The 14,458-nt window shown below is 61.9% G+C and carries 20 protein-coding genes; 7 read left to right on the plus strand and 13 right to left on the minus strand.

Going from position 1 to position 14,458, the window contains the following annotated elements:
* The first annotated feature begins 132 nt into the window (after window positions 1-132).
* Window positions 133-534 carry a nucleoside diphosphate kinase regulator gene (gene rnk / locus GPA21_RS06425; RefSeq protein ID WP_168987388.1) on the plus strand — a complete coding sequence of 134 codons (402 nt, stop codon included), beginning with the start codon at window positions 133-135 and terminating at the stop codon, window positions 532-534.
* Between the two features lie 57 nt (window positions 535-591).
* Here rnk and murA read toward each other — a convergent pair whose 3' ends face one another.
* From murA to GPA21_RS06475, 10 genes are read right to left on the minus strand one after another with little or no spacing between them, the layout of a single operon-like run.
* A complete protein-coding gene (murA, locus tag GPA21_RS06430) occupies window positions 592-1,848 on the minus strand; it encodes a UDP-N-acetylglucosamine 1-carboxyvinyltransferase (protein ID WP_168987389.1) in 1,257 nt (418 codons plus the stop codon).
* A gap of 10 nt (window positions 1,849-1,858) precedes the next feature.
* A complete protein-coding gene (locus tag GPA21_RS06435; protein ID WP_168987390.1) occupies window positions 1,859-2,116 on the minus strand; it encodes a BolA family protein in 258 nt (85 codons plus the stop codon).
* 9 nt (window positions 2,117-2,125) lie between these two features.
* Complete coding sequence (locus GPA21_RS06440) at window positions 2,126-2,914, minus strand: ABC transporter permease (protein WP_339379841.1); 789 nt, start codon at window positions 2,912-2,914, stop codon at window positions 2,126-2,128.
* A complete protein-coding gene (locus GPA21_RS06445; protein ID WP_168987391.1) occupies window positions 2,907-3,800 on the minus strand; it encodes an ABC transporter ATP-binding protein in 894 nt (297 codons plus the stop codon). The genes GPA21_RS06440 and GPA21_RS06445 overlap by 8 nt, the downstream gene beginning before the upstream one ends.
* Window positions 3,801-3,811: 11 nt before the next feature.
* Window positions 3,812-4,096, minus strand: a complete 285-nt coding sequence (locus tag GPA21_RS06450) for an STAS domain-containing protein (RefSeq protein WP_168987407.1) — start codon at window positions 4,094-4,096, stop codon at window positions 3,812-3,814.
* The gene (locus GPA21_RS06455; protein WP_168987392.1) at window positions 4,096-4,719 is read right to left on the minus strand and encodes an MlaC/ttg2D family ABC transporter substrate-binding protein; all 624 of its coding nucleotides are present in this window, start codon (window positions 4,717-4,719) and stop codon (window positions 4,096-4,098) included. The genes GPA21_RS06450 and GPA21_RS06455 overlap by 1 nt, the downstream gene beginning before the upstream one ends.
* Window positions 4,720-4,724: 5 nt before the next feature.
* A complete protein-coding gene (locus GPA21_RS06460; protein WP_168987393.1) occupies window positions 4,725-5,579 on the minus strand; it encodes an MlaA family lipoprotein in 855 nt (284 codons plus the stop codon).
* Between the two features lie 30 nt (window positions 5,580-5,609).
* The gene (gene mlaD, locus GPA21_RS06465; RefSeq protein ID WP_168987394.1) at window positions 5,610-6,074 is read right to left on the minus strand and encodes an outer membrane lipid asymmetry maintenance protein MlaD; all 465 of its coding nucleotides are present in this window, start codon (window positions 6,072-6,074) and stop codon (window positions 5,610-5,612) included.
* On the minus strand, window positions 6,071-6,826 hold the full coding sequence (mlaE, locus tag GPA21_RS06470) for a lipid asymmetry maintenance ABC transporter permease subunit MlaE (protein ID WP_168987408.1): 756 nt from the start codon (window positions 6,824-6,826) through the stop codon (window positions 6,071-6,073). Before mlaE ends, mlaD begins: the two co-directional genes overlap by 4 nt.
* Window positions 6,827-6,852: 26 nt before the next feature.
* Window positions 6,853-7,674 carry an ABC transporter ATP-binding protein gene (locus GPA21_RS06475; protein WP_168987395.1) on the minus strand — a complete coding sequence of 274 codons (822 nt, stop codon included), beginning with the start codon at window positions 7,672-7,674 and terminating at the stop codon, window positions 6,853-6,855.
* Between the two features lie 376 nt (window positions 7,675-8,050).
* Here GPA21_RS06475 and GPA21_RS06480 point away from each other — a divergent pair, with 376 nt between their 5' ends.
* The 6 genes from GPA21_RS06480 to GPA21_RS06505 all read left to right on the plus strand — a co-directional run bounded on the left by GPA21_RS06480 (window position 8,051) and on the right by GPA21_RS06505 (window position 12,407).
* Window positions 8,051-9,046, plus strand: coding sequence for a KpsF/GutQ family sugar-phosphate isomerase (locus tag GPA21_RS06480; RefSeq protein ID WP_168987396.1), 996 nt, complete (start codon window positions 8,051-8,053; stop codon window positions 9,044-9,046).
* Window positions 9,046-9,567, plus strand: coding sequence for a KdsC family phosphatase (locus tag GPA21_RS06485; RefSeq protein WP_168987397.1), 522 nt, complete (start codon window positions 9,046-9,048; stop codon window positions 9,565-9,567). Before GPA21_RS06480 ends, GPA21_RS06485 begins: the two co-directional genes overlap by 1 nt.
* Before the next feature lie 9 nt (window positions 9,568-9,576).
* A complete protein-coding gene (lptC, locus tag GPA21_RS06490; protein WP_168987398.1) occupies window positions 9,577-10,161 on the plus strand; it encodes an LPS export ABC transporter periplasmic protein LptC in 585 nt (194 codons plus the stop codon).
* On the plus strand, window positions 10,158-10,679 hold the full coding sequence (gene lptA / locus GPA21_RS06495; protein WP_168987399.1) for a lipopolysaccharide transport periplasmic protein LptA: 522 nt from the start codon (window positions 10,158-10,160) through the stop codon (window positions 10,677-10,679). The genes lptC and lptA overlap by 4 nt, the downstream gene beginning before the upstream one ends.
* 49 nt (window positions 10,680-10,728) lie before the next feature.
* Complete coding sequence (locus GPA21_RS06500; protein ID WP_168987400.1) at window positions 10,729-11,505, plus strand: enoyl-CoA hydratase; 777 nt, start codon at window positions 10,729-10,731, stop codon at window positions 11,503-11,505.
* A 341-nt stretch (window positions 11,506-11,846) separates the two neighbouring features.
* Entirely contained in the window at window positions 11,847-12,407 is a 561-nt protein-coding gene (locus GPA21_RS06505) for a phasin family protein (protein WP_168987401.1), read from the plus strand.
* A 145-nt stretch (window positions 12,408-12,552) separates the two neighbouring features.
* Here the strand turns inward: GPA21_RS06505 and GPA21_RS06510 are convergent, their stop codons facing one another.
* From GPA21_RS06510 to GPA21_RS06520, 3 genes are all read right to left on the minus strand, one after another.
* Window positions 12,553-13,278 carry a lysophospholipid acyltransferase family protein gene (locus tag GPA21_RS06510; protein ID WP_168987402.1) on the minus strand — a complete coding sequence of 242 codons (726 nt, stop codon included), beginning with the start codon at window positions 13,276-13,278 and terminating at the stop codon, window positions 12,553-12,555.
* A gap of 11 nt (window positions 13,279-13,289) precedes the next feature.
* Complete coding sequence (gene gmhB / locus GPA21_RS06515; RefSeq protein WP_168987403.1) at window positions 13,290-13,823, minus strand: D-glycero-beta-D-manno-heptose 1,7-bisphosphate 7-phosphatase; 534 nt, start codon at window positions 13,821-13,823, stop codon at window positions 13,290-13,292.
* 49 nt (window positions 13,824-13,872) lie between these two features.
* A partial coding sequence (locus GPA21_RS06520) for a DALR anticodon-binding domain-containing protein (RefSeq protein ID WP_246261801.1) occupies window positions 13,873-14,458 on the minus strand: 586 nt, incomplete at its 5' end.

The raw sequence follows: 14,458 nt of genomic DNA on the forward strand, positions 1-14,458 counted from the left end.
CCGAAACAGACGCTTCCCGGCCAAACGAGGTGGTGAACAGCGTAGCCGTTGCTCCGCGCTCCGCTCCACAGTCCTGATTCCCCGCCATCGTCTTGCCTGCTTCCCGGCTCAACGTTCTTACCGGATTCATTCATGAAACCCGAAATCATCGTTTCCGCGCTCGATCTCGAGCGTCTCGAGGGACTGCTTCACAATCCGAACATGCGCAACCGAAGGGATCTCGACGGATTGCGCACCGAACTCGATCGTGCCGAGGTGCGGGAAGCCGCCGATATGCCGCCAGACGTCATCACGATGAACAGCCGCGCACGGGTTCGCGAGCATCCGAGCGGGCGTGAACGCGAACTGACACTGGTCTACCCGGGTAACATCGGTGAAGGCTATGTCTCGATCCTCACACCCGCCGGCAGCGCCCTGCTTGGCATGTCGGTCGGCCAGAAGATCGACTGGCCCACGGTCGAGGGCCGCGAAGTGCATCTGGAAGTTCTCGAAGTCGTCAGGCAGCCGGAGCGCGAAGGCGATTTCGATCTCTGAAATACTGCCGCAAACTGATTGATGCCCGGGAGGCAAGCGCCGTCCCGGGCATCATGATCAGGAGGCGCTCACGCGGCGCACTCGCGCACCAAGAGCACCGAGCTTCTCCTCCAGCCGCTCGTAGCCTCGATCCAGGTGATAGATGCGTTCGACTACGGTCTCGCCCTCGGCGACCAGACCGGCAATGACCAGGCTGGCCGAAGCCCGCAGGTCGGTCGCCATGACGTTCGCTCCCTGCAGTGAAGCCACGCCCCGAACCACGGCAGTATTGCCGTCGATGCTGATGTCTGCGCCCAGACGCTGCAGCTCCACCGCATGCATGAAGCGGTTCTCGAAAATCGTCTCACGAATTACCGCTGTGCCTTCGGCAACCGCGTTCAAGGCCATGAACTGCGCCTGCATGTCGGTCGGGAAGGCCGGATAGGGTGCTGTCCGGATATTGACCGCGAGCCGCCTCGCCGGCGCCTTGAGGCGGATGGCGTCGCGTTCGCAATCGATCTCGCAACCGGCATCGATGAGCTTGTCGACCACGGCGTCCAGATAGCCGGACGAGGTGCCGGTCAGCCTGGCGTCACCACCGGTGGCGGCGATCGCACACAGGTAGGTGCCGGTTTCGATGCGGTCCGGCATGATGCGGTGGGTCGCGCCGTGCAGGCGCTCGACGCCGCGCACGCGGATAACGTCGGTGCCAGCGCCCGAGATGCTGGCCCCCATGGCGATCAGGCAATTTGCCAGGTCGACGATTTCGGGCTCACGGGCGGCGTTCTCGATGATGGTCTCACCATCGGCGAGGCAGGCTGCCATCATCAGGTTTTCGGTGCCGGTCACCGTGACCATGTCGGTAAACAATCGTGCACCCTTGAGACGCTTGGTGACCGCATGCACATAACCATGCTCCACCGTCACCTCGGCGCCCATCGCCTGCAGCCCCTTGATATGCTGGTCCACCGGACGCGCACCGATGGCGCAACCGCCCGGCAACGACACCCTCGCCTCGCCGCAGCGCGCAACCAGCGGGCCAAGCACCAGAATCGATGCGCGCATGGTCTTGACCATCTCGTAGGGCGCAACCGGATTGTCGAGGCTTGAGGCATCCAGCGTCACACGATCCGCGTCGCGCTCGACCTTGACGCCCATCTGCGCCAGCAGGTCCAGCAAGGTCCGGATGTCGCGCAAGCGCGGCACGTTGGTGAAGGTGACCGGCTCGGCGCTCAGCAAGGCGGCACAAAGAATCGGCAGCGCCGCATTTTTTGCGCCGGAGATGGCGACTTCGCCCCGCAGCCGGGCACCGCCTTCGATCAGTAGACTGTCCATTTTGCGCTTCTCAGAGATCGAGTTCCTTGCGGACGACTTCCCAGCGCGCTGGCGTGTAGGTCTTCAGTCCCAGGGCATGGATCTCGTTGCCCATCAGGGAGCCCAGAGTCGCCTTCACCGCACGGTGCTGGTTCAGCGTACTCATCCCATCGAACACCGGACTCACGACGATCGCCTGGAAGTGCACGCCGTCATCACCCTCGACTTCGATGAAATCGCATTGCAGACCGGCCATGATGAGTCGCTTGATTTCGGATGCTTGAAACATGGTGATTCCTCAATTACGAAGCTTGTAGCCCCTGGCCAGCATTGACAGGGTCAGTGCCGAAAGCAGGACAAAACACGCGCCGACCACTGCAAGGCTGAGCCACGGTGACACGTCGGACTGACCAAAGAAACCGTAACGGAACCCGTCGATCATGAAGAAAAATGGATTCACGTGCGAAATGCTCTGCCAGAGTCCGGGCAGGGAATGAATGGAATAAAAAACGCCCGACAACATGGTCAGCGGCATGATTAGAAAGTTCTGGAACGCCGACAGTTGATCGAACTTGTCGGCCCAGATACCGGCAATGACGCCGAACGAACCCAGAATGGCGCCTCCAAGGACCGCGAACATCAACACCCACAGCGGATGCGCCATCGGCAGATCGACGAAGGGCGCCGCAACCAGCCAGACACCTACGCCGACCATCAGGCCGCGCAACACCGACGCTGTGACATAAGCGGTGAAGAACTCACGGTACGAGATGGGCGGCAGCAGAACGAAAATGATGTTACCGGTGATCTTGCTCTGGATCAGCGACGACGAGCTGTTGGCGAAGGCGTTCTGCAAGAGCGACATCATGATCAGCCCCGGCACCAGGAAGGTGGTGTAGCTGATATCGCCATAGACGGTGACATGACGATCCAGCACATGGGAAAAAATGAGCAGGAACAGCACCGCGTTGAGCACCGGCGCCGCCACGGTCTGAAAGCCCACCTTCCAGAATCGCAAGACCTCCTTGTAGAACAGGGTCCGGAAGCCGATCCACGGCGAAAAGCGCTCGGATTCACGGTCAGGCACGATTCATCACCTCGACAAAAACCCGCTCAAGATCCGGCTCGCCGATCTGGATCTCCTCGACACCAGCCCCAGCCTCGCGCAGCCGCGCGAGCAACTGCTCGACATCGGCATAGGCGTCGAAACCGAATGTCACCCAACTGCCGTCCTCAATCACCCCACCGACAGCAAGCGCCGCATCCGCATCGGTCACCCTGACACGCAGGCTGTGTGATGCAAACTGCTTGAGCAACGCCCGCGTGCTGTCGAGCGCGACGATCTTGCCAGCCTTGAGCATCGCAATCCGGCCACAGAGCGTTTCGGCCTCTTCGAGGTAGTGTGTGGTGAGCACGATAGTATGGCCATCGCGATTCAGCTTGCGGATGAACTGCCACAAACCCTGGCGCAGCTCGACGTCGACCCCGGCGGTCGGCTCGTCGAGCACGATCACCGGCGGCCGATGAACCAGCGCCTGAGCCACAAGCACCCGTCGTTTCATACCGCCCGAGAGCGTGCGCATGTTGGCGTTGGCCTTGGGGAGCAGATCGAGATTGTCGAGCACTTCGTCGATCCACTCTTCATTGCGGGCGATACCGAAGTAACCCGACTGGATGCGCAGCAGTTCGCGTACCGAAAAGAAGGGATCGAAAACCAGTTCCTGGGGCACCACGCCGAACTTCATGCGCGCCCGACGGTAGTCGGTCACGACGTCGTGCCCCATGACCTCAAGAGTACCAGAGGAGGGACGCGTCAAGCCCGCGAGCGACGAGATCAACGTGGTCTTGCCGGCCCCGTTTGGACCGAGCAGACCGAAGAATTCACCTTGGGCAACCTCGAGGCTCACGCCAGCAAGTGCCTGGAAAGCACCATAGTGCTTGGTCACCGAATCGATACGGATTGCAGGTGTCATTCGGGTCCTGATCAACCCGCATCGGGCAGCAACTCGGCCACCCCATACACGCTCGCCAGACTGCGCAACTCCTCGGGAAGGCCGATGAGATGCAGCTGACGACCGCGGGCACGTGCTGCGCGGAACAAATCAAAGATACAGGCGAGGGCTGCGGAGTCGGTTTCGGTCACCCCGCTCAGGTCGAGGGCCAGGTCACCCTCCAGAAGTGCCGCACGCCCCTCCTCCTGACAGGCGCGAACCGTCGCCATCGTAAGCGCCCCTGCCGGCGCAATCGTCCGCGAACCCGTGGAGGTCATCACGACTGACTGGAGATAGTGCTGTCGTGCCCGCGGCTCTCAAGCGAGCGGATCAGACCATCGATACCGCCAGCCCTTATCTCCTGGGTGAAAGTGCCGCGATAGTTGGTCACCAGACTCACGCCGGCCACGACGATGTCAAACACCTTCCAGCCATCGGCCGTGCGTTCCATCATGTAATCCACCCCAACCGGCTGGGCACCCGACTGTCTGATCGCCGTCTGCACCCGCACCGTGGTTTCGTCCGGGCTGATACGCAAAGGCCGCATTTCGATGGTCTGGTCGCGATACTGTGTCAGGGCATTCGAGTATGTGCGGACCAGCATCCCATAGAACGCATCGATCAAGCGCTTCTGCTGCTCCGGCGTGGCCTCACGCCAGTCACGGCCCACCGCGAGCATCGTCATGCGGCGCAGATTGAAGTGCGGGAGCACCGCCTCCTCAATCAGCCGCACCGCAGCAGTGGTGTCACCGTTACGCAGTGCCTCGTCTTTTCGAAGAATCTCGATGACGTCTTCGGACAACTTGCGCACGAGCTGATCGGGACCGAGCTCGTCGGCCAGACCGGCTGCCGGCGCCAAGCAGACGAGCAAAGCAACCGCCATGGAAACAAGAAACTTCATCGCATTCACCTGATTGCAAAGCCGGATTGAACGGCGTCAGCCTCCACCAATGTCACCAATTCGAGACTGTCAATGGCCATCTCCGCCACTGCATCGGACATCGTGCGAACAGGCAGCAAACTGGAGTGGCCGTTGTCATCTTCGTACTCACCGTTGAAATCCTCGTATTCGAGCGGCGGGTTGCCGTCATGGACGAGGAAACGGCGACGCTGCAGATACGAGTCGCGCACGAAGGCGTACTTGTCGAGTGCGTCCTCGAGCGTCGCATCAAGCGGCAGCAGCTTCGCACGCCCATGGACTACGCGAAGCACAGCGAAGGCGGCCCGCGTCTGGCCATGATCGAGCGACGCGACCGGATCGCCCTTCATGTCCACCGGCAGCGCCGCCGCGTCGCGCAGGGTACGAGGCCCGAGCAGTGGCAGCACCACATAAGGTCCTTCTCCGACCCCCCAGACCGCCAGAGTCTGGCCGAAATCCTCGTCGTTCTTCGGCAGGCCCATCTCACTGGCCACGTCGAACAGACCGAAGATACCGAAAGTGGAGTTGACCATGAAGCGCATCCAATCGGACATGCCGTCGCCAACCTTCCCCTGCAACATATTGTTGAGGCCGATCCATACGTCAGCGATATTGCCGAAGAAGTTCCCGACTCCCGTGCGAACGAGGCGCGGCGTCACCGTCTCGTACACCTGGGCGGCGGGGCGGACCAGCGCCCGGTCGACACCGTCGTTGAAGCTGAACATCGCGCGGTTGTATCGCTCCAGCGGATCGTCCGGATTGCGCGGCGTGCTGGCACAGCCGGATAGGGCGAGCATCGCGACCGCCAGAAAAAGCGCAGCGATCCGGGTCAGTGCATGCATGATGATTATCCTTTCTTGCTGTCAATGCGGTCAGTCGTTCGCCGCGCCTGCGCGATCGAACATGAACTGACCAATCAGTTTTTCGAGAACCACCGCCGACTGGGTCATCTGGACGAGGTCGCCGTCACCCAGCATGTCGAAGTCGACTCCGGCATCCAGACCGATGTACTGCTCACCCAACAAACCCGAGGTCAGAATCGATGCAATCGTGTCACGCGGAAACTCGTAGCGCGTCGCGATGGTGAATTCCACCTCGGCGCGATAGGTGTGGGTGTCAAAAACGATCGAATCGACCCGCCCCACAACCACACCGGCGCTCTTGACCGGGGCCCGCACCTTCAAACCGCCGATGTTGTCGAAGCGCGCCTTGACGGTATAGGTCTCGGACAAATCGACGCCCGCGAAATTGCCCACGCGCAGTGCGAGAAAGAACAGGGCGGCGATCCCGATAACGACGAAAACCCCTACCCACAGGTCGAGTGTGGTGCGACTCATGACTGACCCCGAAACATGAAAGAGGTAAGAACGAAATCGAGCGCGAGGATCGCAAGCGCCGAGCCCACGACCGTGCGCGTGATGGCGCGCGACACGCCTTCGGCTGTCGGCGAGCAATCGTAGCCCTCGAACACCGCGATCAAGGAAACCGCTACGCCGAAGACCACGCTCTTGATCACGCCGTTCATGATGTCGTAGCGAAAATCGACAGCAGACTGCATTTGCGACCAGAAGGCCCCCTCGTCCACACCGATCATCACGACCCCGATCAACCAGCCACCCAGCACGCCCATCGCGGAGAAGATCGCCGCCAGAAGCGGCATGGACAAGACCCCGGCCCAGAAACGCGGTGCGACGACGCGCGCAATGGGATTAACGGCCATCATGTCCATGGCCTTTAGCTGCTCGGTCGCCTTCATCAGGCCGATCTCCGCGGTGATCGCCGATCCGGCGCGACTGGCGAAAAGCAGGCCGGCGACGACCGGCCCAAGCTCACGCACCAGCGAAAGTGCGACCAGAACGCCAAGCGCATCTCCGGAGCCGAACCGTTGCAGGGTTTCGTAGCCCTGCAGGCCAAGCACCATGCCCACGAAGAGGCCGGAAACCGCGATGATGAGCAGCGACAGAAACCCGCCGTAGTAGATTTCACGAATGGTCAGATGAAATCGCAGGAAAGCCTGGCCGGAATAGCGCAGCAGCAACGCAAAAAAGCGCGCGGCCAGCCCGAGACGCCAGACGCCATTGATTGCCATCGACCCGATGTTGCGCAAGAGCTCGGTCACGTGCGCAGCTCCTTGCCGAAGAAGTGCTCGTCGAGCGAACCCGCGGGGTAATGGAAGGGCACCGGGCCATCGGCTTCGGCGCACACAAACTGGTGCACGAAAGGATCCTGAGACTCGCGGATCTGATCGGGCGTGCCCTGGGCGACGATGCGCCCCTCGGAAACAAAATAAATATAGTCGACGATCTCAAGCGACTCATGGACGTCATGGGTGACCATGATTGAGGTCGCACCCAGGGCATCGTTGAGACGGCGTATCAGCTGACCGATGACGCCCAACGAAATGGGGTCCAGCCCGGCGAAAGGCTCGTCGTACATGATCAGCATTGGATCCAGCGCAACCGCTCGTGCCAGCGCCACGCGTCGAGCCATGCCTCCCGAGAGTTCCGCCGGCATCAGGCGCTCGGCGCCGCGCAGGCCTACGGCGTTGAGCTTCATGAGCACCAGGTCGCGCACCAGTTCGGGTGAGAGGTCTGTGTGCTCGCGCAACGGAAAGGCAACGTTGTCGAACACGCTCATGTCGGTGAACAAGGCACCGAACTGAAACAACATCCCCATGCGGCGACGCATGTCATAGAGCTCGGCCCGACTGATTTCGGCCAGGTTCCGGCCGGCGAGCTCGACTCGACCCGCGTCAACCATGATCTGCCCCCCGATGAGGCGCAGCAACGTGGTCTTGCCACATCCACTGCCACCCATGATGGCGATAACCTGGCCACGACGCACGGTGAGGTCGACGCCCTTGAGGATCTCGTTTTCGCCGTAAGCAAAACGAACGCCTTCAAGCCTGACAAGAGGGTCGGGATTCTCTGGGGCCAAACGTTGTCGCTCCTGGGGGATTTAAAAAAACCAGTAAGTTTATCAGAGTGCAGTCAGGTCGTAGCACCCGCGTCCGTTCAACAACCCGCACCGCGACTGCGAGGCAGCGCCCTGTTGCATGACCTTGCCATCCGCAACGGGATCACACAAGAGCTGAAGGGAGCTACGCAGACCGCAGCGTGACACACGACACGCGAACACATGGTCGTGTCGCGTCCCGCACACACGCGCAAGACCGGCGACCAATGAAGGGCTCAGACGCTGGTACGCAGTCAGTGTGCGGGACGCCTGCTGCTATACTCTATGGCCTTTCAAATCGGGAAACTCACGCACCGGTTGCCGGACTCAAGAGGCCGGGATCGATTGATCGGAACCCATGAACAAGACGGCCTACATCGACACCTCGAACGACAAGGCGATTGCGATGGCGCAGCGGGTGCTGCGCATCGAAGCCGCCGCAGTCGCGGCGCTTGCCGAGCGAATCGGGCCAGCCTTCGCCCAGGCAGTCGCGCTGATACTGAATCGCAGCGGGCGGGTCGTGGTCACCGGTATCGGCAAATCGGGGCACATCGGCCGCAAGGTCGCAGCCACTCTGGCGAGCACCGGCACGCCTGCGTATTTCGTGCACGCTGCAGAAGCTGCACATGGCGACCTCGGCATGATCACGCCGGCGGATGTAGTGGTCGCGCTGTCCAATTCGGGCGCAAGCGACGAACTGCTCACCATCGTCCCGCTGGTCAAGCGCCAGGGCGCAAGCCTGATCGCGATTACTGGCAACCCAGGGTCGCCATTGGCCCGTGAAGCCGACGTTCACCTGGACGCCGCAGTGCAGGAAGAAGCTTGCCCGCTCAACCTCGCACCGACTGCGAGCACGACAGCAGCGCTGGCGCTGGGCGACGCACTGGCGGTCGCGCTACTCGATGCGCGCGGCTTCAGCAGCGAGGATTTCGCCCGCGCACATCCGGGTGGCGCGCTCGGCCGACGGCTGCTCACTCATGTGCGCGATGTCATGCGCCCTGCGTCGGCCGTGCCGCGTACCCACCGCCAGGCGCTGGTCGCGACCGCATTGCTCGAGGTGTCGCGAGGCGGGCTCGGCATGACGGCTGTAGTGGATGACGGCGACCGGGTCATTGGGATCTTCACCGATGGTGATCTGAGGCGCGCTCTGGAGCGCGGAGTCGACATCCGTACCGCCGTATTGGCCGACGTGATGACCGCAGCTCCGCAATCCATCGAACCCGATGCGCTCGCGGTTACGGCCGCCGAGATGATGGAACGCCTGCGGATCAGTCAATTGCTGGTCGTCGATAACGATGGCGCTCTGGTCGGCGCGCTCAACACGCACGATCTGATGCAGGCCAAGGTGATCTGATGAACGTACGCGAAACTGCATCGCGCGTTGCCCTGATGGGGTTCGATGTCGATGGCGTCCTGACCGACGGCAGTCTCTACTTCACCCCTGGCGGAGACGAGATCAAGGCGTTTTCCAGTCTGGACGGCCACGGACTCAAGATGCTCCAGTCCGCCGGGGTCGAGGTGGTCATCATCAGCGGACGCCGGTCGCGCGCGCTGGAGTTGCGTGCCGCGAACCTCGGCATCCGCGAACTGCACATGGCAGTCGAAGACAAACGCGCATGTCTGGGCGGGCTACTGGCCCAACGCGGGCTGGACTGGCGTGCAGCAGGCTACATGGGAGACGACGTCGTCGATCTCCCGATTTTGCGCGCCTGCGGTTTCTCGGCCACAACCGCCGACGGCCACGACTTCGTCAAACAGCATGTGCAGTTCGTCACCGCGCGCTCAGGCGGGCGTGGCGCGGCGCGCGAAGTCTGCGATCTGATTCTGGATGCGCGCGGAGATCTCGAACGCATGCTTGCTGACTATCTGGACTGATGCGTCACGATGCTGACTTCCATTGATCGTCTCTATCCGGTAATCGCGCTCGCCGCGCTGGCTGCCGGCACAGTGTGGCTTGAGCGGGTCACACGCAGTGAAGAACCTCGTCCTGCAGCCGAGGTCCGCGAACACCCGGACTTCATCGGCAAGAACATCCGAATCAGCCATTTTGGCGACGATGGACAACTGCGCTACACGCTCGTGGCCGAAACAGTCCGTCACTACCCGCTAGGAGACGTGACTGAGTTCGAACTCCCTCGCCTGCGTTATGAAACCGAGGAAGGCCTGCTCAGAGCCTTCGCCAACCGCGGGGAATCGCACGAAGGCGGCGAAGTGCTCTACCTGCAGGGCAACGCCGAGATCTATCGTGACGGCATCGCCGGCAACCCCGACATCTCGGTGCTGTCCGACACTCTCACGCTGTGGCCGGACGATCAGCGCGCTGCCACCGACGACCCGGTTGTGCTCACTCAGGGGCGAACGGTCGCCCACGGCAACGCCATGCGCGCGGACAACATTTTTGGCACCTTCGAACTCATCGGCGATGCGCGCGTCACCATGCCGCCTCGCTCATCCGGAGCATCACAATGAAGCTGAACCGATTCCATGTCACCTGCCTCCTGTGCGCCCTGCTGGCCTTTCCGGTGACAGCATTAGCCGAACGCGCCGACCGCGACCAACCTGTCAACATCGAAGCCGACCGGGTCACCGTCGATGACCGCAGCAAGACCCACACCTTCGAGGGCAACGTCATTCTTACCCAGGGCTCACTCTCGATTCGCGGCGAACGACTTGTCGTGATGCAAGGCGCCGACGGCTTCGAGACCGGCATTGCCACCGGCGGCCAGGATGGCCTGGCCCGTTTCCGGCAAAGGCGCGAAGGCCTGGATGAATACGTCGAAGGTGAGGCGGTGCGCATCGAGTACGACACCCGCAGCGAACAGGCGAAGCTCTTCGAGCGCGCCAAGGTCCGCTCCGGTGGAGACGAGGTGCGAGGCGACTACATCGAATACGATGCACTCACCGAACAATACGCCGCACGTAGCCAGCGCTCGGCAGGTAGCGACGGTCGCGTGCGCGCGGTCATCCAGCCGCGCGGCGGCAACTGATCCGGGGGCTGGCGCCCTCACACCACAACCACTCACAAACGGAGACAGCATGAGTTTCGAGAACATCATCGTCGAGACCCGCAACCGCGTCGGTCTGATCACGCTTCATCGCCCGCAGGCCCTCAATGCGCTCAACGACGCGCTCGTAGACGAAGTCGGAAAAGCCCTGGACGCATTCGAGGCCGACGAGAACATCGGCGCCATCGTCATCACCGGCTCCGCGAAGGCCTTTGCCGCCGGTGCCGATATCGGTGCCATGGCCGAGTTCTCCTACATGGACGCCTACAAGGGCGATTACATCACCCGCAATTGGGAGCGCGTGAAGACCTGCCGCAAGCCAGTGATCGCCGCGGTGGCCGGCTACGCGCTGGGCGGTGGCTGCGAGTTGGCGATGATGTGCGACATGATCATCGCCGCCGACAGCGCAAAATTTGGCCAGCCCGAGATCAAGCTCGGTGTGCTGCCGGGTGCCGGCGGCACGCAGCGGCTGCCCCGCGCCATCGGCAAGGCGAAGGCAATGGACATGTGCCTGACCGCACGAATGATGAACGCAGACGAGGCCGAACGCTCCGGACTGGTCGCACGCGTCGTACCCGCCGATCGACTTCTGGATGAAGCGATGTCGGTCGCAACCACGATCTCCGGCTTCTCGCTGCCGGTGGTGATGATGATCAAGGAGTCGGTCAATCGCGCCTTCGAGAGCAGCCTGAACGAAGGTCTGCTGTTCGAACGGCGGGTCTTCCACTCGGCATTCGCGCTGCAGGATCAGAAAGAAGGCATGGCCGCCTTCGTAGCCAAGCGCAAGGCTGACTTCAGGCACCTCTAAACGCTCCCCATTCACGGCTGCGCCTGAGATGGGCGCAGCCGTGCGCTTTTGACACGTCGGCGTTGAGACCGGACCGACCGGCACGGTATTGGCAGCGCTTCGAGTCGCCCGCCCAATTGCGGGACACGTTTTTTTGCACCGCACACTCAGCAAGTCATACCCCATGACGAACAGCCGGAGATGTCTGACAACCCCATGAAAAATCAGGTTACTTTTAGATTGGTGCACCGCGCCAATTAATACTTGACACTCGGCACCCGGTACCTATAATCCAATCCATGTTGCAGCGCATCAACGCTGTTCATCTGCGATTCAACAACCACCAAGCCGAGGAAATCCGCATGTACACCACCCCCGAGCAATTCGCCGCTTCCGGCAAAGCCAACATCGAAGCCGCCCTGACCGTCGCCAACGCCGCCTTCGCGAGCGTCGAGCGCCTGGCCGCCCTGAACCTGAACACCGCGCGCACCCTGCTCGAGGAATCCATCGCCAACACCAAGGCGCTGCTGTCCGCCAAGGACGCTCAGGAGTTCGTGAGCCTGCAGGCCGCCCTGGCCCAGCCGATGGTCGAGAAGGCCGTCGCCTACAACCGTAGCGTCTACGAGATCGCGACCCAGAGCCAGGAGGAAGTCTCCAAGCTGTTCGAGGCCCAGGTTGCCGAGCTGAACAAGAGCGTTGCCGAAGCCCTCGACAAGGCAGCCAAGTCCGCTCCGGCCGGCTCCGATGTCGCCGTTGCCGCGGTCAAGTCCGCCATTGCCGCCGCCAACAGCGCCTACGACAGCGTGAACAAGGCCGCCAAGCAAGTCGCCGAGATCGCCGAAGCCAACGTTACCGCAGCCACCAACGCCACCGTCAAGGTCGTCGGTACCGCGTCCAAGGCCGCGAGCAAGAAAGCCGCCTGATCGCTTCCAGCGACACACGGCAACAAGAAGAACCCCGCGAAAGCGGGGTTTTTCTTTTGGGGCAACTCAATGGGACATCCTGAGCGGGTTGCCCCCAGAGCCTGCCCCTTGCCGGATAAGCCTCATCCGGCAAGGGGCCGTGCTCTCAGTTGCCCTCGAAATGGTGGGGGAACAGACGATGCATCTCGCCCTCTATCCACGTCTCGGCAAGCTGATTGACTTCCTGGGGTGTACGCCCCTCGGTCTCGATCACCGGCCCGACACTCACAGTGATCTCGCCGGGCTTCTTGAGAAAGGCATTGCGCCGCCAGAACTCGCCGGCATTGTGCGCAACCGGTATCACCGGCGTTGCGGTCTGGGTCGCAAGCCATGCACCGCCAAGCTTGTAACGACGCGCCTGACCGACCGGCACTCTGGTCCCTTCCGGAAAGACCACGATCGAGTAACCATCCTGCAGACGATCCCGCCCCTGATCAACCACTTGCTCCAGTGCATCCTTGCCAGCGGAACGGTCGATGGCGATCATTTCAAGTTGTGCCAAGCCCCAGCCCAGAAAGGGCACTTTCAGCAGTTCCTTCTTGAGCACGAAGCTGAGCTTGGGGAAGATTTGCTGCAAAGCCATGGTTTCCCAGGCCGACTGATGCTTGGATAGCACCACCACCGGCCGGGACGGAATATTCTCCTCACCCAATACCCGATAGCGGATGCCGAGAAGGTGCCACACGAACCACAGCACCACATGCGCCCACGAGGAGATGATGCGATGGCGCGTATCGGGCGGCAGGAAAAAGGTGAGCCAGCCAAACACGACATAGGGCGGCGTCACGATCAACACCACGAGCGCGAATAACGAAGAGCGAATCCAGTTCATGTTGTCGGTGTTCAGTGAGTAAGATCGGCAACGAGCGTGGCAAGATCAGGATAGATCCGGGTATCGGAAGGCAAGTCCGGATCCTCGCGGGTTTTCAGCCCCTTCCCGGTGAGCACGAGATAAGGCTCGCAGCCGACCGCAATGCCGGCCTGCAGATCGCGCAGGCTGTCGCCGACCACTGGTACGCCGGTCAGATCGACGTTGAAGCGCTCGGCGATCTGCATGAGCATGCCGGGCTTGGGCTTGCGGCAATCGCAGGTCGAGTCGGCGGAGTGCGGGCAGAAGAAAATGGCGTCCAGGCGTCCGCCCACCTGCGCGAGGCTTTTCACCATCTTGTCATTGATGGCGTTGAGCGTGTCCATACCGAACAGGCCACGGCCGACACCCGACTGATTGGAAGCCACGACCACCCGCCACCCCCATTGGTTGAGGCGGGCGATTGCCTCGAGCGAACCCTCTATCGGCTTCCACTCGTCCGGCGACTTGATGAACTGATCCGAGTCGTGATTGATCACTCCGTCTCGGTCGAGAATGATGAGTTTCACGTCGAACGCCTCCCGGCAACTGACACTTGAACGCTTGCCCCATCATGCTTCATGAGGACAGGCGCGAGATATCGGCAACGCCGTTCATCAGCTCAGCCAGCATGGCAAGCAAGGCAAGACGGTTCTGACGCGTCAGCGGCTCGTCGGCCATGACCATGACGTTATCGAAGAAGCTGTCCACCTCGGTGCGCAAACCCGCGAGCTCGCGCAATGCCTCGGTGTAGTTCTCGTTGGCGATGTGGGAACGCACCAATGGTGCGACATCGACCACCTTGTGGAAGAGCTGCTTCTCCGCGGCTTCCTGCAACAAGGCCACGTCCGGCTCGCCGGCTTCTACACCGGCCTTCTTGAGGATGTTGCCGATACGCTTGTTGGCGGCTGCCAGCGCTTCGGCTTCGGGCATGGCCGAGAAGCTGCGCACTGCGTCCAGCCTCGCCGGCACCAGATCGATCCGGACCGGGCGAAGGGCGAGGACCGCGTCGATCACGTCGGCGGCGTACCCGCCATCACGCAGCAGGTTGCGCAGACGCTCGAACATGAAGTCCAGCAGGCGCTCCTGGAAACCCTCGGCGTCCAGCACGGCCGCATCGAAGCCGGTCGCGGCATCGGCCACGAGCTGCCGCAGATCCCGTGGT

Source organism: Azoarcus taiwanensis (genome assembly GCF_012910885.1).
Classification (GTDB): domain Bacteria; phylum Pseudomonadota; class Gammaproteobacteria; order Burkholderiales; family Rhodocyclaceae; genus Azoarcus_F; species Azoarcus_F taiwanensis.